This window comes from Planococcus liqunii, assembly GCF_030413595.1.
In the GTDB taxonomy this organism is placed as follows: domain Bacteria; phylum Bacillota; class Bacilli; order Bacillales_A; family Planococcaceae; genus Planococcus; species Planococcus liqunii.
Genome location: NZ_CP129238.1, coordinates 2,538,575 through 2,561,224 on the forward strand (window position 1 = coordinate 2,538,575; position 22,650 = coordinate 2,561,224).

Annotated in this window: 22 protein-coding genes; 3 read left to right on the forward strand and 19 right to left on the reverse strand. The window is 49.0% G+C overall.

The genetic code is table 11. The features are described 5' to 3' along the window. Window positions 1-11: 11 nt before the first annotated feature. The 5 genes from priA to QWY22_RS12870 form a co-directional block, all read right to left on the reverse strand. Window positions 12-2,408, reverse strand: a complete 2,397-nt coding sequence (gene priA / locus QWY22_RS12850; RefSeq protein WP_300981241.1) for a primosomal protein N' — start codon at window positions 2,406-2,408, stop codon at window positions 12-14. After that, the gene (gene coaBC, locus QWY22_RS12855) at window positions 2,398-3,603 is read right to left on the reverse strand and encodes a bifunctional phosphopantothenoylcysteine decarboxylase/phosphopantothenate--cysteine ligase CoaBC (protein WP_300981242.1); all 1,206 of its coding nucleotides are present in this window, start codon (window positions 3,601-3,603) and stop codon (window positions 2,398-2,400) included. The genes priA and coaBC overlap by 11 nt, the downstream gene beginning before the upstream one ends. A 74-nt stretch (window positions 3,604-3,677) precedes the next feature. Further along, entirely contained in the window at window positions 3,678-3,902 is a 225-nt protein-coding gene (gene rpoZ / locus QWY22_RS12860; RefSeq protein ID WP_036806797.1) for a DNA-directed RNA polymerase subunit omega, read from the reverse strand. After that, window positions 3,902-4,522: a guanylate kinase gene (gene gmk, locus QWY22_RS12865; RefSeq protein ID WP_224074934.1), complete on the reverse strand. Its 621-nt coding sequence runs from the start codon at window positions 4,520-4,522 to the stop codon at window positions 3,902-3,904. Before gmk ends, rpoZ begins: the two co-directional genes overlap by 1 nt. Window position 4,523: 1 nt before the next feature. Beyond that, complete coding sequence (locus QWY22_RS12870; protein ID WP_036806803.1) at window positions 4,524-4,799, reverse strand: extracellular matrix/biofilm biosynthesis regulator RemA family protein; 276 nt, start codon at window positions 4,797-4,799, stop codon at window positions 4,524-4,526. A 115-nt stretch (window positions 4,800-4,914) separates the two neighbouring features. On the opposite strand from QWY22_RS12870, the gene QWY22_RS12875 reads away from it, so the two are divergent. The 3 genes from QWY22_RS12875 to QWY22_RS12885 all read left to right on the forward strand — a co-directional run bounded on the left by QWY22_RS12875 (window position 4,915) and on the right by QWY22_RS12885 (window position 8,351). Continuing rightward, window positions 4,915-6,579 (forward strand): Rqc2 family fibronectin-binding protein, encoded by a 1,665-nt coding sequence (locus QWY22_RS12875; RefSeq protein WP_300984390.1) that lies wholly within the window; start codon window positions 4,915-4,917, stop codon window positions 6,577-6,579. 223 nt (window positions 6,580-6,802) lie between these two features. Then, complete coding sequence (locus QWY22_RS12880; protein WP_300981243.1) at window positions 6,803-7,654, forward strand: transporter substrate-binding domain-containing protein; 852 nt, start codon at window positions 6,803-6,805, stop codon at window positions 7,652-7,654. A 19-nt stretch (window positions 7,655-7,673) separates the two neighbouring features. Next, window positions 7,674-8,351 (forward strand): amino acid ABC transporter permease, encoded by a 678-nt coding sequence (locus QWY22_RS12885; protein WP_300981244.1) that lies wholly within the window; start codon window positions 7,674-7,676, stop codon window positions 8,349-8,351. Window positions 8,352-8,420: 69 nt separating this feature from the next. On the opposite strand, the gene QWY22_RS12890 is transcribed toward QWY22_RS12885, so the two are convergent. From QWY22_RS12890 to pyrC, 14 genes are all read right to left on the reverse strand, one after another. After that, window positions 8,421-9,377, reverse strand: a complete 957-nt coding sequence (locus tag QWY22_RS12890) for an ABC transporter permease (protein WP_300981245.1) — start codon at window positions 9,375-9,377, stop codon at window positions 8,421-8,423. After that, the gene (locus QWY22_RS12895; RefSeq protein ID WP_300981246.1) at window positions 9,370-10,296 is read right to left on the reverse strand and encodes an ABC transporter ATP-binding protein; all 927 of its coding nucleotides are present in this window, start codon (window positions 10,294-10,296) and stop codon (window positions 9,370-9,372) included. The genes QWY22_RS12890 and QWY22_RS12895 overlap by 8 nt, the downstream gene beginning before the upstream one ends. Before the next feature lie 285 nt (window positions 10,297-10,581). Continuing rightward, window positions 10,582-10,983 (reverse strand): VOC family protein, encoded by a 402-nt coding sequence (locus tag QWY22_RS12900; RefSeq protein ID WP_300981247.1) that lies wholly within the window; start codon window positions 10,981-10,983, stop codon window positions 10,582-10,584. 173 nt (window positions 10,984-11,156) lie between these two features. Continuing rightward, on the reverse strand, window positions 11,157-11,453 hold the full coding sequence (locus QWY22_RS12905; RefSeq protein WP_300981248.1) for a hypothetical protein: 297 nt from the start codon (window positions 11,451-11,453) through the stop codon (window positions 11,157-11,159). A 33-nt stretch (window positions 11,454-11,486) separates the two neighbouring features. Further along, a complete protein-coding gene (dsdA, locus tag QWY22_RS12910; protein ID WP_300981249.1) occupies window positions 11,487-12,812 on the reverse strand; it encodes a D-serine ammonia-lyase in 1,326 nt (441 codons plus the stop codon). A 55-nt stretch (window positions 12,813-12,867) separates the two neighbouring features. Further along, on the reverse strand, window positions 12,868-13,545 hold the full coding sequence (locus QWY22_RS12915; RefSeq protein WP_300981250.1) for a DUF1129 family protein: 678 nt from the start codon (window positions 13,543-13,545) through the stop codon (window positions 12,868-12,870). Then, entirely contained in the window at window positions 13,542-13,874 is a 333-nt protein-coding gene (locus tag QWY22_RS12920) for a PadR family transcriptional regulator (RefSeq protein ID WP_300981251.1), read from the reverse strand. Before QWY22_RS12920 ends, QWY22_RS12915 begins: the two co-directional genes overlap by 4 nt. 234 nt (window positions 13,875-14,108) lie before the next feature. Further along, window positions 14,109-14,738, reverse strand: coding sequence for an orotate phosphoribosyltransferase (gene pyrE, locus QWY22_RS12925; protein WP_300981252.1), 630 nt, complete (start codon window positions 14,736-14,738; stop codon window positions 14,109-14,111). Further along, window positions 14,738-15,424 (reverse strand): orotidine-5'-phosphate decarboxylase, encoded by a 687-nt coding sequence (pyrF, locus tag QWY22_RS12930; protein WP_300981253.1) that lies wholly within the window; start codon window positions 15,422-15,424, stop codon window positions 14,738-14,740. The genes pyrE and pyrF overlap by 1 nt, the downstream gene beginning before the upstream one ends. Beyond that, window positions 15,421-16,335, reverse strand: a complete 915-nt coding sequence (locus QWY22_RS12935; RefSeq protein WP_300981254.1) for a dihydroorotate dehydrogenase — start codon at window positions 16,333-16,335, stop codon at window positions 15,421-15,423. The genes pyrF and QWY22_RS12935 overlap by 4 nt, the downstream gene beginning before the upstream one ends. Continuing rightward, the gene (locus QWY22_RS12940; RefSeq protein WP_300981255.1) at window positions 16,332-17,099 is read right to left on the reverse strand and encodes a dihydroorotate dehydrogenase electron transfer subunit; all 768 of its coding nucleotides are present in this window, start codon (window positions 17,097-17,099) and stop codon (window positions 16,332-16,334) included. The genes QWY22_RS12935 and QWY22_RS12940 overlap by 4 nt, the downstream gene beginning before the upstream one ends. After that, window positions 17,096-20,284: a carbamoyl-phosphate synthase large subunit gene (carB, locus tag QWY22_RS12945; protein ID WP_300981256.1), complete on the reverse strand. Its 3,189-nt coding sequence runs from the start codon at window positions 20,282-20,284 to the stop codon at window positions 17,096-17,098. The genes QWY22_RS12940 and carB overlap by 4 nt, the downstream gene beginning before the upstream one ends. Then, a complete protein-coding gene (locus QWY22_RS12950) occupies window positions 20,277-21,371 on the reverse strand; it encodes a carbamoyl phosphate synthase small subunit (protein ID WP_300981257.1) in 1,095 nt (364 codons plus the stop codon). The genes carB and QWY22_RS12950 overlap by 8 nt, the downstream gene beginning before the upstream one ends. Next, window positions 21,371-22,648 carry a dihydroorotase gene (gene pyrC / locus QWY22_RS12955; RefSeq protein ID WP_300981258.1) on the reverse strand — a complete coding sequence of 426 codons (1,278 nt, stop codon included), beginning with the start codon at window positions 22,646-22,648 and terminating at the stop codon, window positions 21,371-21,373. Before pyrC ends, QWY22_RS12950 begins: the two co-directional genes overlap by 1 nt. Between the last annotated feature and the right edge of the window lie 2 nt (window positions 22,649-22,650).

Consider the following 22,650-nt stretch of genomic DNA (forward strand, 5'->3'; position numbering starts at 1 on the left):
TCCTCTTTTCTCTACATCACGGATGTCGGGTTCATATCAATCGACAGCGTAGCGCCTTTTTTCAGCCACTCAGAGCGGTAAATTTTAATCAGCTGCTGCAAAACATCCGCCAGTTTCGGTTCTTTTTTGTATTTTATCAAACATTGGTAGCGATATCTATTGTTCACACGGGCAATGAGCGACGCCGAGGGCCCGATTATAATCGTACTGGCTGACAACTGGGACTGAAGATACCGGACGGATTGGTCCGCATAGCCGGCCACAGTCATCAAGTCTTCATGGGTAAACTGGATATTGACGACGTAGTAATACGGCGGATAGCCGCTTGCTCGTCGCATCGACATTTCCTGGTCATAAAACGGTTCGTACAATTGGTCTTTTGCCAGCGTAATTGCATAGTGCTCCGGTGTATACGACTGGACATACACCTCGCCCGGCAAGATATCGCGCCCTGCCCGGCCGCTGACTTGCGTCAGCAGCTGATAGGTTTTCTCCGCAGCCCGGAAATCCGGCAAATGCAAAGTTGTATCTGCCGACAACACGCCGACCAAAGTAATGTTCGGGAAATCAAGCCCTTTGGCAATCATCTGGGTCCCCAGAAGAATATCCGCTTTCCCTTCCCCGAACGCCGACAGGATTTTTTCATGGGCGCCTTTGTTCCGGGTCGTATCCACATCCATCCGCAGTACGCGCGCTTCCGGCACCAGTTTTGCCAGTTCTTCTTCCACTTTTTGCGTACCTGTTCCGAAAAAGCGGATGTGTTCACTTTCGCATTCCGGGCAGGTATGCGGCACCGGTTCATCATAGCCGCAATAATGGCATTTCATCAATTCGCTTGAGCGGTGATACGTAAGTGAAATGTCACAGTTCGGGCATTGCATGACTGTCCCGCAGTCGCGGCACAAAACAAACGAAGAATAGCCCCGTTTGTTAAGGAACAACACCACTTGCTCTTTTCTCTCAAGCCGTTCACGGATTGCTTCGGCCAGCGGAACCGAGAACATCGAACGGTTGCCGTTTCGCAGCTCTTCCCGCATATCAATGATCTGAACATCCGGCAAAGGCTGGTTTTTTGCCCGTTTTTCAAGCACCAGCAGCTCATAGACCCCTTTTTGTGCGCGTGCATATGATTCCAGCGACGGCGTAGCGCTTCCAAGAATGACCGGGCAATTATGCTGTTCGCTGCGCCAAATGGCGACATCGCGTGCATGGTAGCGCGGAGAATCATCTTGTTTGTAGCTCGATTCGTGCTCTTCATCCAAAATAATCAATCCCAGGTTTTGGAACGGTGCAAAAATGGCGGATCTTGCCCCGACCACCACTTTCACTTCCGCGCGCTGGATTTTCCGCCACTCATCGTATTTCTCCCCTGCCGATAAGCCGCTGTGCAGCACCGCTACGAGATCGCCGAAGCGCTCTTTAAAGCGCAGCGTCATTTGCGGCGTCAAGGAAATTTCCGGAACGAGCATAATGGCTTCTTTTCCTTCTTTCAGCACTTGATCGATTGTCTGAAGGTAAATCTCGGTTTTGCCGCTTCCTGTGATGCCGTGAAGAAGGAAAGTTTTTGGGGTGTTCAGCGACCGTTCGATGGCATTAAATGCCGTCTGCTGCGCTTCGGTAAGCTTGAGCGACTGTTTCTGTTCAATGGTCGCCTCCAGCAATGGATCACGGTAGGATTCTTCATTATTTATGGTAGCCGCGCCTTTTTCCACCAACCCGTAGATTGTGGGCAGTGAAACGCCTGCTTCTTTTTGCAGCCGGGACGATTCAATCGCTTTCCCTGTATGATTTTTCATATACGCCATCAGCTTTACTTGCTGTTTGGCGTTGGGGCGGATTTCAATGCTCTCCAGTTTCTCGAGGGAATCCGTGATATGGATCATGCGGACTTTTTTAACCGCCGTCTGCTGGGAAATATCTGTATCGGCAACAATCGTTCCCCGGCCCAATTCCTTTTTCAGCAAATCATATACTTCAACCGCGTCCTGCGAACGCACAAACGGACGCTTTTCAAAATAACGGCGGAGCGGTTCCGCAATGTCTTCCAACGGAGCATTCAGCACAAAGCGCTTTTCATATTTTGCCCGAAGCGCTGAAGGAATCATCACTTGCAGCGCATCGATTTCAAAACAAACCGTCTGGATTTTCATCCATTTGGCCATTTCCAATAGTTCATCATTTAATACGGGAACGACGTCCATCAATTCATGGATCGGTTTTAAACGCGCCGGATCAAATTCGGACGTTTCTTTAATCGCGGTGATAAAGCCAAGCACTTTGCGGGGGCCGAATGGAACTTTTACGCGCATGCCAGGCTCCACCAGCACTTGCAGGTGAAGCGGGATGGCATAGTCAAAAGGCCGGTCAATGGGATGCGCAGCAACATCGACGATGACTTCAGCGATCATGCAAATCTTCCTTTTCCATAATCAGCCCAAGCAGCCGGCGTGCAAGCTCCAGTTTCGGCATCATCTCGAATGACTGTTCAAAACCGCCTTTGCCGTAAACGGTCACCCGGTTTGTATCCGATTCAAATCCTGCCTGTGCTTCACTGACATCGTTGGCAATAATATAGTCTGCGTTTTTCCGTTCCAGTTTGTCTTTTGCATAATGCGCCACATCATTGGTTTCCGCTGCAAACCCAATCAAAAGCTGATGGGTTTTGGTTTTCCCGAGATGCTGCAAAATATCGGTAGTGCGCTCCAACTCGAGCGTAGAACCGCCTGCCTGCTTCTTCATTTTCTGGCTATGGACATCGATTGGCCGGTAATCAGCCACGGCTGCTGTTTTGACGACAACATCCGCCGTTTCGTATTCCGCATTTACGGCATTCAGCATGTCTTCTGCGCTTTCAACAAAAATCCGCTGGACGCCTTTTGGTACGGGAAGTGTGACCGGTCCACTGATGAGCACGGTCTCTGCTCCCATTTCAGCAGCTGCTTCCGCCATCGCGTAGCCCATTTTGCCGCTGGAGAAGTTTGTAAGAAAACGGACAGGGTCAATCCGCTCGCGCGTCGGCCCTGCAGTTACTACTACTTTTCTGCCAGCCAGCAATTTTGGCCGCGCAAAATAATCCGCTACCAATGCGGTGATTTTCTCCGGTTCTTCCAACCGGCCTTTGCCGACATATCCGCAAGCCAGGAACCCTTCAGACGGTTCAATAAAACGGATGCCGTCGTCATGAAGCTGCTGGATATTGCGTTTGACGGCCGGATGGTCGTACATATGCACATTCATCGCAGGAGCTACCCAAATCGGGGCCGTTGCCGCAAGCAATGTCGTGGTCAGCATATCGTCTCCGATGCCGTTGGCCAATTTGCCGATGACATTGGCAGTAGCCGGCGCCACGAGGATCAAATCTGCCCAGTCGGCCAAATCGATATGCGCGATGACCGATGAGTCTTTTTCATCGAATGTATCATAATAAACATCGTTTCTGGACATGACCTGGAAGGACAGCGGCTGAACAAATTGCCGTGCAGATCCGGTCATGATCACTTTGACAGTTGCTCCAGCCTGAGACAATTTGCTGACAAGCGCAACCGCTTTGTAAACAGCAATCCCTCCGCTTACACACAATAAAATTTTACGATTCGCCAACAACGTAAACACCCTTTCTAAACAACAAACTCCCAAAGAACAAGTTTGCTCTGGGAGTCGTCTGTTGCGATTAATGGTTAAATTTCATCTTCATAAATAGCAAATTCATCTTGATGTTCCGGTCTCAATACGCCGGCCGCTACTTCTTCAAGCGCTTTTCCGACCGATTTGGCAGAAACATATTTGTCCAGCTTTTCATCGCTGTGTTCGTGCAATTGACGGGCGCGCTTGGATGCAAGAGCAACCAGCGAATACTTTGAATTGACCTGGCTTTTTAACTTATCAACGGATGGATATAACATTATACATTCTCCTTTAGCATATCAAAATATCTTTTTTCTACTCGTTCCCGTTTGCAGTGTTCAGCAATAATGATGGCATTGATGCGTTCGCATGCGTGTTCCACCAAGTCGTTTTCAACGACATAATCGTATAAATTCATCATTTCAAGCTCCTGCCTTGCAGCCTGGAGGCGGGAAGCGATAACGGCGTCCGATTCGGTGCCGCGGCCGACCAGCCGTTCTTCCAATTCCGATAAACTTGGCGGCGCCAGGAAGATAAACAAGCCGTCCGGAACTTTTGCGCGCACTTGCGCAGCTCCCTGGACTTCAATCTCAAGAAATACATCACGCCCCGCGTCGCGCATTTTGTTGACGTATTCAAGTGGAGTGCCGTAGTAATTCCCGACAAACTCCGCCCATTCGAGCAGTTGGTCCTGTTCGATCAATTCTTCAAATTCGCTGCGCGTCTTGAAGAAATAATCCACTTCATCCACTTCGCCTTCACGCGGCGAGCGGGTTGTCATGGAAATGGAGTATTCATAATTTGTATTCGGCTGCGAGAACAGCGCTTTTCTTACAGTGCCTTTGCCGACACCCGAAGGCCCTGATAATACGATCAGCAGTCCGCGTTGTTTTCTCATCTTATCCCTCATTCGTCTCGTCATCATTTTCTTCCGCACGGGCAATCACTGTTTCAGCAGATACCGCGGAAATCACCACATGGTCGCTGTCCATAATAAAAATAGACTTGGTCTTTTTTCCTCCAGTGGCATCGATCAACAGGCCTTTTCCCCGTGCTTCTTGGACCAGCCGCTTCGACGGTGCAGAATCCGGCGTCACGATTGAAACAATCCGGCTTACCGAAACGGCATTGCCGCCACCAAGAGAGATAAATTTCACCGATTTCTTCAAATCCATCACCGCCAATGCTGCTGATCTTTGTTCTTCGTTTTCTTTCTAACTGTCTTATTATATCATAATACACCGGGAAAATGATAAGATGGAACAAAACGATTTGAAAGAGGGATTTTTAATGGCATTTGATGGATTATTTACAAAAGCAATGACGCGTGAGCTTCAAGGGCTCGTGTCAGGCAGAATTTCAAAAGTTCATCAGCCCAATCAGCTAGAACTGCTGCTGCAAATTCGTGCACAAGGCAAGAACCATAAATTATTGATTTCCATTCACCCGTCTTATTCACGAATTCATTTGACGGCGATGGCGAACGTCAATCCATCGGAACCACCGATGTTTTGCATGCTGCTGCGCAAGCATATTGAAGGCGGCGTGATCACCGACGTCATCCAGCACGAAATGGATCGGCTGATTATCTTGAAAATCCGCGGCAAAAATGAAATCGGCGATGATATTGAACGCGAATTGCATGTGGAAATCATGGGGCGCCATTCGAACATCATCCTCGTGGATTCTGAACGGAATATGATCCTCGACAGCCTGAAGCATTTGCCGCCGAGCGTCAATTCGTTCCGGACCGTACTGCCGGGCCAACCTTACGTCTTCCCGCCTTCACAGGAAAAGAAAGATCCTTTTGCAGCACCTGGCGAACTGGCCGAGTTAACGGAAAAAGAATTGGTCAGCACCTTTTCCGGCTTTTCACCGCTGAATGCGCGTGAACTCCATCACCGCATGGCTCAAGGAGAAAACAGCCAAGAAATCGCTGAACAGTTTCTAGCCGACTTTTCAAAAGAGCAGCCGACGGGCCATTACATCGAACTCGATGGCAAAAGTTCGTTCTCGGCAACTCCATTGACACATATCGGCGAAGCTGAAATGACTTTCCCGACGCTCGGAGAACTGCTGGACCGCATGTACTATGCCAAAGCGGAACGCGACCGCGTCAAGCAGCAAGCCGGCGACTTGGAACGCTGGCTGCAAAACGAAATCGCCAAACTGAAGCTGAAGCTGAAAAAATTGAAAAAAGAACAGGACCAGGCAGAAAAGCGGGACCAGCTGCAATTGAACGGCGAATTGATCATGGCGAACATTCACCGCATCACCAAAGGCACGAAAGAAATTGAAGTCGACAATTACTACAACGATGAAAAAGTAACGATTGCCCTCGATCCGCGGAAAACGCCGATTGAGAACTCGCAAAAATACTATTCCCGCTACCAGAAAGCAAAAACTGCTTTAGTCAAAACCCAGGAACAAATTGAAAAAACCGAAGAAGACATTGCGTATTTCGATACGCTCATGCAGCAGGTCCAACAAGCCGGACTCTCCGACATTGAAGAAATTCGCGAAGAATTGGCAGAACAAGGCTTCATGAAAGCCCAGAAATCGAAGAAAAAGAAAAAACCGACCAATCCGTCCGTTGAACCATATGTATCCAGCACCGGCGTACCGATTTCAGTCGGCAAAAACAACAAGCAAAATGATTACGTGACGTTTAAAGTCGCTTCGAAATCCGACACTTGGCTGCACACAAAAGACATTCCCGGCTCCCATGTCATTATCCATTCCAATGACCCGGACGAAACCACAATTATGGAAGCCGCCACAATTGCGGCCTATTTCAGCAAAGCGCGCGAATCAAGTTCCGTGCCGGTCGACTATACCGAAGTCCGCCAAGTGAAAAAACCGAACGGCGCCAAGCCCGGCTTTGTTATTTACTTTGAACAAAAAACGGTATTTGTCACACCGGATGAAGACTTGGTCATCAAATTAAAAAAATAAGTTAAATGGGAAAGCTCTCGGGCTTTCCTTTTTTATTTGGAATACGCCCGATAAAGGTTAAAATACGTTCCATTCACAAAGAAATACGCACCGTTTCATAGAAAATATGCTTTGCAACATATTATGTTTACATAATAATAATATTTTATAAATTATGAGATTGCTTGAACTCAAAGTAAGTGCTATCTTTTTAGAGGACTTAACTTTTAGGAGGGTATACATAATGAAAGCTTTTTCAACTAAACCGAAATGGTTACTTGCTATCGGGGCGGCATCGTTGATCTTATTAGCCGGCTGCGGCAATTCTGACAGCGCGAAAACGGACTCAGCTGAATCGAAAACCGCTTGGGACGAAATCCAGGAACAAGGCTCTATGACGGTTGCCACTTCCGGTACGCTTCTCGCGACTTCGTTCCGCGATCCGAAATCCGATGAATTGACCGGCTTTGAAGTGGAAGTTGTGCGCGAGCTCGGAAAGCGCCTAGATTTGGATATCGAATTTAAAGAACTGGGCTTTGATGAAATGCTGACCAGCGTCAACACTGGCCAAATTGACATTGCGGCCAATGACATCGAAATTACAGAAGACCGTCTGGATAATTTCATTTTCTCGACGCCGATCAAACATTCATACGGGACAGCCGTTGTCCGAAAAGATGATTTGTCCGGCATCAAGACATTGGAAGATTTGAAAGGCAAAAAAGCCGCTGGCGCATCCACCTCCATCTATATGGAAATTGCACGCAGCTACGGCGCGGAAGAAGTAACGTATGACAATGCAACAAACGAAGTCTATTTGCGTGATGTGTCCATCGGACGTACAGACGTCATCTTGAACGATTATTATTTGTCGACATTTGGCGTTGCGGCTTTTCCTGAATTGAATATCACAATTCACCCGGACATCAAATACAGTCCATCGGAAGTTGGCCTTGTCATGAACAAAGACAATAAAGAACTTGCTGAAAACGTCAACAAAACATTGGAAGAAATGCTGTCCGATGGCACCATTTCTGAAATCTCTGCCGATTTTTTCGGCGGTGCGGACGTGTCTGTAAAACCGGACATCGAGTAAGCAAATTGGAGGTTTATATATGAGTGACATCGAATGGGGGCTGCTCTTTGACCCGCAACTGGCCATAGAGTCTCTTCCATACGTATTGGAAGGCATTTGGTACACCTTGCTCATTTCCATCGTCAGCATGGTGCTCGCCTTGTTCATCGGTTTTTTTCTGGCACTTGCACGCACATCCAAACTTGTACTGCTTCAATGGCCGGCACGCCTTTACATCTCCTTTATGCGGGGCGTACCGATCTTGGTCATCCTGTTTTTGCTGTATTTTGCCCTGCCCGTCATCGGTGTTGAATTTACCGCTTTGCAGGCTGCTTTGATCGGTTTTACCATTAACTGCGCTGCTTATGTGGCTGAAGTGTTCCGTTCTTCACTGGCTTCTGTCGACAAAGGGCAATGGGAATCTTCCACTGCCCTCGGCCTGACTTATTGGCAGACCATGCGGCGCATCATTTTGCCGCAGTCAGTACGCATTGCGGTGCCTCCGCTTTCGAATATCTACCTGGATTTGATTAAAGCGTCTTCTCTTGCTGCCATGATCACCGTGCCGGAAGTCTTTCAAAAAGCGCGCGTCGTCGGTGCACGCGAATACGACTTGTTGACGCTGCTGATTTTGGTATCGCTGATTTACTGGGCGATTTGTTCTGTCATGACCATCCTGCAAAACTATTTAGAGAAGCGGTATGCGGACTACCTGTAACAAAAAAACGAACTGGACCTCCAACTGGAAGTCTAGTTCGTTTTTTATGTGGAAATTCCATACTTCTTATTAATGCCCTGTTACATCTCGTTTTGTAAAAGCCACCCAGGCAGCCACCATGAACGCAGCAAAATAAACGGCCAATACAACGACCGAGAAGGTCAACGTCATTCCTTCGACTATCGGTTGAGCACCATTAAAATACTGGGACAGATTCGTATTGGCGAACAAAATATATTTCGACCATTCATATTGGGAAACAAATGAAACGATGGCACTTCCCGCCATCATTAAGAAGATAGACAGTCCAATTGCCATAGCGCTGCTTCTGAAAATCGTTGAAATCATAAATGCGAACGTCGCCATCATGATCAGCGTGATCATCTTCAGGCCATAGGACATCAAGATTTCATTGATAGCATTTCTTTCCGCATAGCCTTCTGCAGTCGTGATGACAATATCAGGAGAAAGCCCATTCACGCCAAAGAACAGTGCCCCGACAATCCAGGAGAAAACAAGAAGCGCTAGAAGCAAGGTTCCTGCGAACACCAGCACCGACAGGTATTTCGCCAGCAAAATCTTAGTCCGGGATATCGGACGGATCAGCAGCAGTTTAATGGTTCCCCATTTAAATTCATTCGCCACGATGCCAGCGGCTACAATAATGGTGAACAAACTGAGCAGCGAAGACAGCATGGCGTTTTCAAGAACATATTCCCACGCATCATAGGGCTGAGGTTTAATGTTATTTTCAAGGTAATAATTATTTTTCTCAATCAACATCGGGTTTTCAAAGGCCGCAAATTCATCCTGCTCCATCTCTGCGGACAGCTCAGCATTTTCTTCCTGCAGTTCCGTTTTCCAGTCTTCTCCGTATTCAGTCTGCAAAGTTCCAGAATCCATGAACGTATAAATCAATGCACCAGCCAAAGCAACGACCGCAATAAAGGCTATCATGATCCAGGCAGATTTCTGTGAATACAGTTTGATTTGCTCATTCCATATCAGTTTCAGAAAATTACTCAATTGTATTCTCCCCTATCAAATCAAAGAATTTGTCTTCCAAAGTTGACTGAAGCACACGCACTCCGTAAACATCCATCCCTTTTTGAATCAATTCTTTCAGTACTTGAGGAATTTGATCTTTTGTCAAGGATAGGACGAGTTCTTTTTTATGGATATTCACTTTTTGGGCCGTTTGCGCTTCCAGAAAATCCTTTGCCGGTTCGAGGGGCAGAACTTCAATATGGACATCTTTCATCTCACTTTGATTTTCCGTCGTTCTAACCGCTTCAATCGCAACCAATTCACCATTTTTGATAATGCCGATCCGGTCGCACATTAATTCAATTTCGGATAATAAATGGCTGGACACGATGACCGCAACATTTTCCTTTTCCGCCAGGTTGCGTATATACTTTCGAATTTCGCGGATGCCCGATGGGTCGAGTCCATTGGTCGGTTCATCGAGAATTAGAATAGACGGGCGGTGCAGCAATGCCTGCGCAATTCCAAGACGCTGCCGCATCCCCAATGAATAGCGCCCCGCTTTTTCATGGATTGCTTTTTCCAAACCGACCAGTGACACCACTTCCTGAATGCGTTCGGGTGTAATTCCGTCCAACATGCGGGCAAAATGCTGTAAATTTTTCAAGCCGCTCATAAACGGATACATTTCAGGATTTTCCACGATTGCCCCGACATGGCGGATGGCTTCTTTGTAATCTTTTTTAATGCTTTTTCCTTCGATTAACACGTCGCCTTCTGTAATATCCATCAATCCGACCATCATACGGATCGTCGTCGTTTTTCCCGCGCCGTTCGGCCCAAGAAACCCAAATACTTCTCCTGCACGTATCTCAAAGCTCAATCCTTTAATGATCGGCTTTTTGCCAATCGTTTTCTTAAGATTAATTAATTGCATAGCTGTTGCCGGCTTTGACAAAAAAACACCTCCATATTTTATGTATCTATATAGCTTTACGAAATAGAACAAAGTAAGTTTCTAAAATTGGAAAATAATTTCATACTTATAATGTTTAAATGGAAAAAAACAGTTGAAAGCAGGAAATAAATATTAAGTGAAATTAAACTTTAATGGCAGGAGGCAAAACGAATGAAATAAACAGAAAAACCGTTTGGTTGGCAGGAATTTTTTTAACTTCAATACATCAAAAAAAGCCAAAATCTGCATTATCCGTAAGCAGCTCTTGGCTTTTTCAATGCATATTCAATTTTGCTCCATGTACATGACTTCCCACAAATGGCCGTCCAGGTCCTGGAAACTCCAGCCATACATATACTCATCGTCCATCTTGTCGTTTGACGCCTTGCCGCCTGCAGCGAGCGCTTTATTGACCATTTCATCGACCGCTTCCCGGCTGTCTGCTGAAATCGCCGTAATCACTTCAGTGGTGCTTGTTGCATCTGTCAGCTCTTTTTTCGTAAATGTCTTAAAAAACGGTTCCGTCAGCAGCATGACAAAGATATTTTCTCCCGCAATCATGCAAGCACCTTTTTCATCCGTCATTTCCGGATGAAATTCAAAGCCGAGGCTGTTGAAAAAGCCCTTCGATTTTTCCAAGTCTTTGACTGGCAAGTTGACATAAATCTCTTTTATCTGCAAACCCATTTTGTCCCCTCCCTTCTGCTAAAATTTACTATCCTAAGTATTCGGTAAAGTTTCTTCAATTCCTTCACTTGAATTCAGAAATCTCCTACTTGGCGGTTAAAGCTTTTATTATGGATTTTCCTGTATTTGCAGAAAAAATCCTGCCCCTTTACAGGAGACAGGATTTCGATTTGTTAATTGCTGCTGTTGAGCGAATCAACGTATTTTTTAGCTTCCAATAGCGACAATCCCAAATGTTCACGGGCCATTTTGATTGCCTCTACATCTTTTCCATCCTGTAATAGTTGCCGCAGCCCCTCATTGACCGACGGTTCCTTCAAGGGTTCACCCTTATGGATGGCCGCGATGGTTTTCTGCATATCAGCCAGTTGTTTTTCCATCGCTTTCAAGCGGCTGTCCATCATCCCATAAACCAGATATCCTGCTGCAAGAAGTGCACCAGCTAGGACGAATATCCACGACAAATCCATTTCAAACACTCCTTCTTGCCAGAACTTTTTTGCTTACAATAGCGCTTTGCCTTTTTGGTAAAAACGGTCCCTGTCTGCCTGAGGAACAAAAGCTCCGCCGGTTGCCCAGACAAGATGGGTGGCATTCCCTTCCTTCAAGCCGTAATCTCCGAAATAAGATGTTTCCATTACTTGCCCTGGTCCGATCAATCCGGCAGTAGCAGATGGTTCAACAAAAATACCTTCCGTGTCTGCAAGCATTGCCAGCAGTTTGAACAGTTCATCATCTTCCAAAGTGTAAATGCCGCTGACCAGCTTTTCACTGGTTACAGAGGCAAAGCTTGATGGCCGCCCTACTGCCAGGCCGTCCGCTTCTGTCCGGTTATCAATGCCGAAGTCCTGGACGCTCACTTTGTCTTTTTCGCCGGTCAATAAACCGATCAAAACTGCCGGCGAATGGGTCGGTTCCACGAAAAAGCAATGGACGGCATCACCAAATACTTGCTTCAAGCCGAATGTGATGCCGCCCGGTGCACCGCCTACGCCGCATGGCAAATAGACGAATAAAGGATGGCTTGCATCGACTGTAATCTGTGCTTCTTCGAGCTGCTTTTTCAAACGGAATGCTGCCACACTATAGCCAAGGAACAAATGCTTTGATTTCTCATCATCGACAAAATACGCATTGGCATCCGTTTCGGTCTGTGCCCTGCCAAGCGAGACCGCTTCACTGAAATCGCCGGCACATTCGTGGACGATGGCTCCGTTTGCGCGCAGCAAATCTTTCTTCCATTGCTTGGCATCCGCTGACATGTAAACGGAAGTCTTGAAGCCGAGCCGTGCACCGACAATTCCAATGCTGAGCCCAAGGTTTCCAGTAGATCCGACGCCGATCGAGTAATTGCTGAAAAATTGTTTGAACGCCGGTTTTGAAAACAATTCGTAACTGTCTTCTTCCTTCAGAAGCCCTTCTTTCATCGCCAATTGCTCGGCATGATACAGCACTTCATAAACGCCGCCCCGTGCTTTGACGGATCCTGCAATCGGCAGCTCGTTGTCACATTTCAAGTAAAGGGTCCCGTGGACTTCAGTGTGGTAATAAGCATTCAGCGCTTCCTGCATTTTCGGAATTTTGCGGACCGGTGATTCAATGATGCCGTCGGACGGCTCCGCGTCCGAAAATTCTTTCGCCAAATAAGGGGCAAATCGCTGCCATAGCGATTCTGCCTGTTCCATATCCTCCAGAGAAACTGGAAGTTCGGGAAGTTCCGCCATTTCGGTTAATTTAGGATTTTGCCAAATCACCGGTTTTAAAGATATGATGTTTTGCAATAACGGGTATTGCTGCTTCCATTCATTGATTTTCTGCTGACTTTGCATCGATTTCATCCCTTCTGCCAAAAGATGGTCTTTGCTCCATCATACACGAAATCAGTCATTTTCTCGAAAAGCCGCTGAATATTTTCGAAGCAGCGAGAAGCAGAAGCCCACCGATTGTATACATCCACCATTCGATCGAAATTACAGGACCAAATTCCGGAATCAGAATGACGGCGAGCATCATCACAGCAAACGCTCCTCCGCCTGCCAAACCGGCTGTTACATAGCCGCTGAGCGGTTTTTTCTTAGGTTTGAACAACGTGGAGCGGATTATTTTGAAAAACAGCACCACGCCGACAAAACCAATTCCCGTAATAACGATCAACAAGCTAAGCAAATGGCCAAGCGATACGTCGGTCTCTACGGGTTTGAACAAAGAAATTAGCAGATTTATGACCCCATAGGTCAAACTGAACCAGCCGGCCATTCCCGCGACTTGTGAGATGGCGAATAAAGCGGAACTGCGCTTTTTCTCATGCGGCAAATTTTCAATCAGTTCATCGGCATAGGCTTTTGGATTGCTCCCGAAAACTTCAGCCGCTGACTTCCCGTATTGCTGCCCTTCGAGCAAATGATCAAGCAAATCCATTAGCACTTCTTCGCTGGCATGTTCGTCAATCCGCAGGTCGGTCCGGACATACACCAGGAAATCCTCGTAAACCGCCAAATTTTCCTCGCTTAAGTCTTCCCGCTTGTTGTTGTTCTGTTCAATCAATTCATCTGTCATCCTCATTGTATTCCACCCCTTTTCAGTAATTCACTGACTGGTGCTGCAATCTGGCGCCATTCTTCCGAAATTTCTTCAAGCTCTTCTTTGCCGTTGTCGGTCAAGAAATAATACTTGCGGTTCGGCCCGGATGCAGAAGGCCGCATTTCCCCTTTGATAAAGCCGTTTTTCTGTAGCCGCAGCAGTACAGGATAAATGGTGCCGTCACTGATGTCCGGCAGCCCGATCTGCTGCAGCTTCTGCGACAATTCGTAGCCATAAACCGGTTCCGCCTCCACTACCGCCATGACGCATGCATCCAGTACCCCTTTCAATAATTGGCTTCTGCTCGCCATCTTTTTGTCCTCCTTTACGGTACTTGGCAAAACAAGATACCGACGTTAAAAATTAGCTACCTTGCGTAGCCAAGTAGTTAACTACATCGTATTTTATTTTCAGAAAATTGTCAACGGGTATATTAAAATTTTTTACTTACTGTCCGTTCGGGAGTAAATACTGTCCACTGAGCCGCATATACTGTCCGAAAATGCCCTTTTACTGTCCGCAACTAAAAAAAGCCGACCTAAAGGTCAGCCTCGCAAAGTTCCAGCTTTCAAACTTTCATGCCAATCGGCGAGCATCGGCAGATCTTCTTCTGAAATGGCGTTCATTTCCACCGCTTCTTCGACCAGCGCAGGGAAGTTGGTCAGCGTATGGAATGTAAAGCCGGCGCCGGTAATTGCTTGGATCGACTGCGGCAAATCGTATGTAAAAATTGCGACGATGCCGAGCACGTCAAAGCCGGCTGCTTTTAAGCCTTCTGCTGCCTGCAGGACGGAGCCGCCTTTTGAGATTAAATCTTCCACGACCACGACTTTTTTGCCAGGTTCGACTTTGCCTTCAATCATATTGCCCTGGCCGTGCTCTTTCGCTTTTGAACGCACGTAAACCATCGGCAAGTCCAGCAAGTCGCTGACCCAGGCAGCATGCGGAATTCCGGCGGTTGCCGTTCCTGCGACCACTTCACAGTCCGGATAGGATTCCTGAATCAACCCTGCCAATCCTTTAGCGATCTCTTTCCGAACCGCAGGGTACGACATTGTCAGGCGGTTGTCGCAGTAAATCGGCGATTTGATGCCTGATGCCCAGGTGAACGGATCTTGCGGGCGCAGTTCGACTGCACCGATATTGAGTAATTGTCTTGCGATATGCTGTTTCATTATTGGCCGCTCCATTCGTTTTTGATTTGGCGGTAGCTTGCCGCCGGATCAGGCGATTTTGTAATGGCACGTCCGACAACGATATGCGTCGAGCCTTGCTCACGGGCCTTTGCGGGCGTTGAGACCCGTTTCTGGTCGTCCGCTGCGCCGTCTGCCAAGCGGATGCCCGGTGTGACTTTCAAAAATTCTTCGCCGCACGCATCTTTGATGCCGCTTGCTTCCAGTACCGAACAGACCACACCGTCGAGTCCTGCACGTTTGGCCTGCTTGGCGTAATGCAGCACCGATTCTTCCAGGCTGACATAAATGAGCTGGTCTTCGTGCATCTGGTTTTCGTCAGTCGACGTCAGTTGGGTGACCGCAATCAGCTTCGTGTCGCTGCCTTCCAGCCCGCGTTTAGCCGCCTGCATCATGTCAAAGCCGCCTGCTGCGTGGACATTCGTCAAGTCCACCCCCAATTTTGCCAAGCCTCTCATAGCCGCTTCTACGGTATTCGGAATATCGTGCAATTTCAGGTCCAGGAAAATCTGATGGCCCATCCTTTTGATGCTGCGCACCAGTTCCGGCCCCTCCTGATAAAAAAGCTCCATGCCCACTTTGACAAAAAGCGGTTCGTCAAACTTTAACAGGAAGTCCTCTACTTGTTGTTTCGTTGAAAAGTCTAACGCGATGATGGGTTTATTCACAGACGGTGGCTCCTTCCGACAAGTTCTTCTATGGATTCATATCCAAGTTCATGCAGTTTTCCCGGCAGCTGGCCGATGATTTCGGGACATATGAACGGATTGACAAAGTTCGCCGTTCCGACTGCTACAGCATTGGCGCCGGCTGACAAGAAGTCGATGACATCGTTGACATCTGCCACTCCGCCCATTCCGATGATCGGCAACTCGGTTTGTTTGCGCACTTCATACACCATGCGGAGCGCCACCGGTTTGACTGCGGGGCCGGACAAGCCGCCTGTGATATTGGCAATGACCGGGCGCCCGGTTTTGGCATCGAGGCGCATGCCGAGCAGCGTGTTGATCATCGTGATGCCATCCGCGCCGCCTTCTTCCACCGCTTTCGCAATCGAGACGATATCGGTGACGTTCGGGGATAATTTGATGTAAACCGGGACCGAAGACACGTCTTTGACAGCTCGCGTCAATTCCCTTGCGATGTCGGGATCGGTGCCGAATGTGATGCCTCCCTGCTTGACGTTCGGGCAGGAAATATTGATTTCCAGTGCATGGACATTTGGAGACTCCGAAATCGCTTTTGCCACTTCTACATAATCTTCCGTTGTGGTGCCGGCGACGTTTGCGATGATCGGCACGTCGTATTGTTCGAGCCGCGGCAGTTCTTCGCCGAGGACTTTTTGAAGCCCCGGGTTTTGGAGGCCGATGGCGTTCAGCATGCCGGAAGCCGTCTCGGCGACTCGCGGCGTCGGGTTTCCGAGGCGTGTTTCGACCGTCGTCGCTTTAATCATGATGGCGCCGAGCGCGGATAAATCGTATAGCTGTGAATATTCCTTGCCGAAACCGAAGCAGCCGGAAGCCGGCATAATTGGGTTTTTCAAATCAAGCCCTGGAAGTTGTACGTTTAAATTTGTCATGAAATCACTACCCCCGCTGGAAATACCGGTCCATCCGAACATACTTTGATGTAATCCGTTTCACTCTTTGTTGTCCGGCAAACACAGGCGAAACAAGCACCAATGCCGCAGCCCATGCGCTGTTCGTAGGACAGGAAGCCCTGTTTTTCCGGATACGCCCATTGTACGGCTTCAAGCATCGGCGTCGGTCCGCAGCTGTAATACGTATCAAAATCCTTCGGCAGTTCATTCAGGATATGAGTGACAAATCCCTGGGTTCCGTGAGAGCCGTCAACTGTCGCAATATGCGTATCTCCGAGTGCACGGAATTTGTCTTCATAGAACACTGCTCCTTTGCTTTCAAAGCCGAGGATATGAACCGTTTCGATGCCTTTTGCGTTCAGCTCTTTCGCCAGTTCATAAAGCGGCGGAACCCCGATGCCTCCGCCAATCAAGTAGGCTTTCTGTTTGGCTTGTTCCACCGGGAAGCCGTTGCCGAGCGGCCCGAGGATATCGACAGTATCGCCGGCTTTTTTCTCGGACAGCAAAGTGGTCCCTCTGCCTTCTGCCCGGTAGATCATGGTGAATTGATTGCTTTCGTAATCAATCGAAGCCACCGAAATCGGACGGCGCAGCAGCGGTTCAAAGCTGTCCGCTACCCGCACGTGGACAAACTGCCCGGGGGCTTTCATTTCCCCGGTCAATTCGCCTTGCACCGTCAATTCGAAAATATGATGGGCAATTTCCTGTTGGTTGGTGACAACCATTCGCTCTTGTTTGATCATACGCCAGCTCCCATTTCTTCTGCTGAGAAGGTCATCGATTCGATGACGCGCAGCATCGCTTCCGCTGTGTCGAGCGACGTCAAGCACGGTACGCCGTTTTCCACTGATTCGCGTCGGATGCGGAACCCGTCCCGCTCCGGCTGTTTGCCTCGCGTCAAGGTGTTGATGACCAGCTGGGCATCGCCGTTTTGGATCACATCGATCAAGGTCTTGCCTTCTGAACCGATCTTGCCAATTGTCGTTACCCGGATGCCTGCCTGTTCCAGCGATTTCGCAGTTCCTTCGGTCGCCAGGATATGGTAGCCGATTGCCGTGAAGCGTCTCGCCAAACCGACCGCTTCCATTTTGTCTTTATCCGAAATTGTCATTAGCACGGAACCGTGGTCTTTGATTTCCATACCGGCTGCTACAAGTCCTTTGTAAAGGGCTTTTTCAAGCGTGGAGTCTTTCCCCATCACTTCGCCTGTCGATTTCATCTCTGGCCCAAGCGTGATGTCGACACGGCGCAGTTTCGCAAATGAGAATACCGGCACTTTCACATAGACCCCTTTTGAAAGCGGCGCAAGCCCCGGGGTGAAGCCCTGGTCCGTGATGCTGTGGCCCAGAATCGCCTTCATGGCGATATTGGCCATCGGGATGGCGGTAATCTTGCTCATGAACGGCACCGTCCGGCTTGAGCGCGGATTCACTTCGATGACGAACACTTCGCCTTTTGAAATGACGTACTGGATGTTCAACAAGCCGACAATGTTCAAGCCTTTTGCCAGGCGGGTCGTGTAATCGACCAGGGTGTCCAGCAGTTCCTGTGAGATATTCTGCGTCGGATAGACCGCAATCGAATCGCCCGAGTGGACGCCGGCACGTTCGATATGTTCCATGATGCCCGGAATCAGAACGTTTTCTCCGTCCGAAATGGCGTCGACTTCGATTTCGATTCCCGTCAAGTACCGGTCGACCAGCACCGGATGTTCCGGACTCGCTTCCACGGCGTGCTCCATATAATGGCGCAGGTCCTTTTCGTTGTAGACGATTTCCATGGCTCTTCCTCCGAGGACGTAGGACGGGCGGACGAGTACCGGATAGCCGATGTCTGAAGCGATGACCACCGCTTCTTGCGCCGAAACCGCAGTTTTTCCGAGCGGCTGCGGAATGCCGATTTCATGCAGGGCCGCTTCGAATTTATTGCGGTTTTCTGCACGGTCCAGGTCTTCCAGAGACGTACCGAGAATTTTTACGCCGTTTTGTTCCAGCTTGTCTGCCAAATTGATGGCCGTCTGGCCGCCAAACTGCACGACCACGCCTTTTGGCTGTTCGATTTCAATGATGTGCATGACGTCTTCAACCGTCAGCGGCTCGAAGTACAATTTATCCGATATGGAGAAGTCGGTGGAAACTGTTTCCGGATTGTTGTTGATGATGATTGCTTCGTACCCTGCTTCTTTGATGGCCCAGACAGAATGTACCGTAGCATAATCGAATTCGACGCCTTGGCCAATGCGGATCGGGCCTGACCCAAGGACGATGATGCTTTCTTTTTCGGTGCGGATCGATTCATTTTCATCTTCGTAAGTGCCGTAGAAATACGGCGTTTCCGATTCAAATTCCGCGGCGCACGTATCGACCATTTTATAGACTGGCATCAATTTCTGTTCTTTGCGCCAGTTGTAGACTTCCTGCGCAGTGGTTTCCCAGAGCTTGGCAATTGTGATATCCGCAAAGCCCATCCGCTTCGCTTTTTTCGCTGCCGCAAAGTCAAAGCGGTTTTCTTTCAGCACATTCTCAAACTGGACGATATTTTCGAATTTTTTCAAGAAGAACAAGTCAATTTGGCTCCAGCTGTGGATCGTTTCGATCGTCACGCCGCGGCGAAGGGCTTCTCCGATAAAGAACAAACGCTCATCGCCTGCACGGCAAATCCGTTTTTGGATCCATTCATCGCTCATGGCGTCTGCATTTTTCAAAGCAAGATGGAACTGGCCGGTTTCAAGGGAGCGGACAGCTTTTAGAATCGCCTCTTCAAATGAACGGCCCATCGCCATGACTTCTCCGGTTGCTTTCATTTGTGTGCCCAAGTTGCGTTTTGCCGATTCAAACTTGTCGAACGGCCAGCGCGGAATTTTTGCTACTACATAATCGAGTGCCGGTTCGAACGAGGCATATGTGCGCCCCGTTACCGGGTTGATCATTTCATCAAGCGTCAAACCGACTGCAATTTTTGCTGCGAGTTTGGCAATCGGATAGCCCGTCGCTTTGGAAGCCAGCGCTGAGGAACGGCTGACGCGCGGGTTCACTTCGATGATGTAGTACTGGAAGCTGTAAGGATCGAGTGCCAGCTGGACGTTGCAGCCGCCTTCGATTTTCAGGGCACGGATGATTTTCAGCGAGACATTGCGCAGCATCTGGTATTCCCGGTCCGACAAAGTTTGGCTCGGCGCTACGACAATTGAATCGCCGGTATGGATGCCGACCGGGTCGATGTTTTCCATATTGCAGACGACGATCGCTGTATCGTTGGCGTCGCGCATCACTTCGTATTCAATTTCTTTCATGCCGGCAATCGATTTCTCGAGCAGGCACTGTGTGACGGGGCTGTATTTCAAGCCGCTCGTGACGATTTCCTGCAGTTCCTCCTGCGTTTGGCAGATGCCGCCGCCTGTCCCGCCAAGTGTAAACGCCGGGCGGACAATCACCGGGAAGCCGACGCGTTCAACGAAAATTTGGGCTTCGTCCAAGTTATGGATGATGTCCGAATCCGGAACCGGTTCGCCCAGTTCATTCATTAAGGTGCGGAACAAATCGCGGTCTTCCGCTTTGTGGATGGCTTCCAGTTTTGTCCCCAAGATTTCAATGTTCAGTTCATCGAGAATTCCGGACTCGTCCAATTCGATGGCCATATTTAGCCCCGTCTGTCCGCCAAGCGTCGGAAGCAGTGCATCCGGACGTTCTTTCCGGAGAATGCGGCTGACAAAATCCAGTGTAATCGGTTCGATATACACTTTATCGGCGATTTCAGTATCGGTCATGATCGTTGCCGGATTGGAGTTGATCAAGATGACGCGGTAGCCTTCTTCTTTTAACGCCAGGCAGGCTTGTGTTCCGGCATAGTCAAATTCTGCAGCTTGTCCGATCACAATGGGACCGGATCCGATTACGAGGATACTTTGGATGTCTTGTCTTTTAGGCATATTGCTGCTCCTTTCGAGTTGCGCTCATGATGTCGATAAAACGGTCAAACAGGTAATTGGAATCTTCCGGTCCAGGCGATGATTCCGGATGGTATTGAACAGTGAATGCCGGGTAGTCCAGATGAGCCAGCCCTTCGTTTGTGCCGTCATTGATCGCTCGATGCGTTACTTTCAGGCGAGTGCCTTTCAAGGTTTCTTCATCCACGGCATAACCGTGGTTCTGAGACGTGATTTCCACTCTTCCGGTCGTCAAATCTTTTACCGGATGGTTGCCGCCGCGGTGGCCAAATTTCAGTTTGAATGTCCCGGCGCCGCACGCCCGTGCAAACAACTGGTGTCCGAGGCAGATGCCGAAAATCGGCACTTGGCCAAGCAGTTCACGGACCACAGCCACGCACTCTTCGACGTCTTTCGGGTCTCCCGGTCCGTTTGACAGCATGATGCCGTCCGGCCCCCAGGCAAGAATCTCCTGTGCTGTTGTGTTGTAAGGCACGACGATCACGTCGCAGTCGCGTTTGTTCAGTTCACGCAAAATGCCGTGCTTCATGCCGTAGTCGATCAGCACTACCCGTTTGCCGCGTCCCGGGCTTGGATAAGGACGGACTGTGGAAACTTGCGCCACTTGGTTATGCGGCAATTGCGCCGCTTGCAGTTCCGCTACCACTTCCGCGACATTCACTTCTTCGCCGGCTGCTGTCAAAATGCCTTTGATGGATCCTTTCGAGCGAATCAGCCGCGTCAGTTTGCGCGTATCGATTTCCGCAATTCCCGGAATGTTTTTCGTGCGAAACAACTCATCGAGTGTCGTGTTGCATCGGAAGTTTGACGGAAATTCCGCCATTTCGCGGACGACCATGCCTTTTACAGCCGGCTCGATCGATTCAAAATCGTCACTGTTGATGCCGTAATTACCGATTAATGGATAAGTCATTGTGACAATCTGGCCGCAGTAGGAAGGATCCGATAAAATTTCCTGATAGCCGGTCATGCTCGTGTTAAACACCACTTCGCCGACTGAAGCGCTGTCGCTGCCGAATGCTGTGCCTTCAAATACAGTACCGTCCTCTAAGATCAAATAACGTTTCATTAGTTTGTCTCCTCCTGCCATACGATTTGTCCGCCGTAGATTGTCAGTGCCGGCCATCCAGTGCAGCTCCAGCCGCCGAATGGGGTATTTTTTCCTTTTGATAAAAATTCATCGGCATTGATGGCTTGTGCTTTTTCCAGGTCCAAGAGCACCAGGTCTGCTGCTTGGCCCATTTCGAGTGTGCCGTACGGCAAGCCGAATGTTTCACTCGGTTTGACCGTCAGCCAGTCGATCAATTGCTGAAGCGTCCATTTGCCGGTTTCAACAAACTTTGTATACAGCAGCGGAAACGCTGTTTCAAATCCGACGATGCCAAACGGCGCTTTGTCCATGCCGTGCGCCTTTTCTTCCATGGTGTGCGGTGCATGGTCCGTCGCAATAAAGTCGAGCGTGCCGTCCATTAAGCCTTCGTGCAGCGCTTCTAAATCTTCTTTTGCCCGCAGCGGCGGGTTCATTTTCCAGTTGGCGTCGTCTTCTGGAATATCGTCTTCACTCAGCAACAAATGGTGCGGCGTCACTTCGGCAGTCACGCGCACGCCTGCCCGTTTCGCATCTCGGATGACGCGTACGGATTCTTTCGTGGAAACGTGGCAGACGTGGTAATGGGCGCCCGCTGCTTCTGCAAGCAGAATATCGCGTGCAATATGCACCGATTCCGCAATCGACGGTATGCCTTTCAAGCCAAGTTCAGCACTGCGTTTTCCTTCGTGCATAACGCCGTCGTAGATCAGGCTGTTGTCTTCGCAATGGGCGACGACTGGCATATTGATTTTGGCTGCGTCCAGCATCGTTTCGTACATCATGCCTGCCTGCTGGATGCCGACGCCGTCATCGGTGAAGGCGAAAGCGCCGTTGTCTTTCAACTCCTGCAGGTTCGTGCGTTCTTTTCCGGCTTCCCGGATGGTGATGGAAGCATACGGCAAAACTCGGATAAGCGCATTTTTTTCAATCAAAGCGTTGACATGCTGCAGGTTTTCTTTCGTATCCGGCACCGGCCGCGTATTCGGCATCGCACAGATTGTCGTGTAGCCGCCTTTGGCTGCTGATTTCGTCCCGCTTTCGATTGTTTCTTTTTGCTCGCCGCCCGGTTCACGCAAATGTACGTGAACGTCTACAAATCCCGGTGCGATTATCCGGCCCTTGCCGTCGATTTGGGTTTCGCCTTTGGAAGATAATTCTGTACCGATCTCTCCGATCTTCCCTTGTACCACCCGCACATCTTTTGCGTTCATTTCTCCGTTTTCCAGTACCTTGACGTTTTTAATCAACAAATCCATTC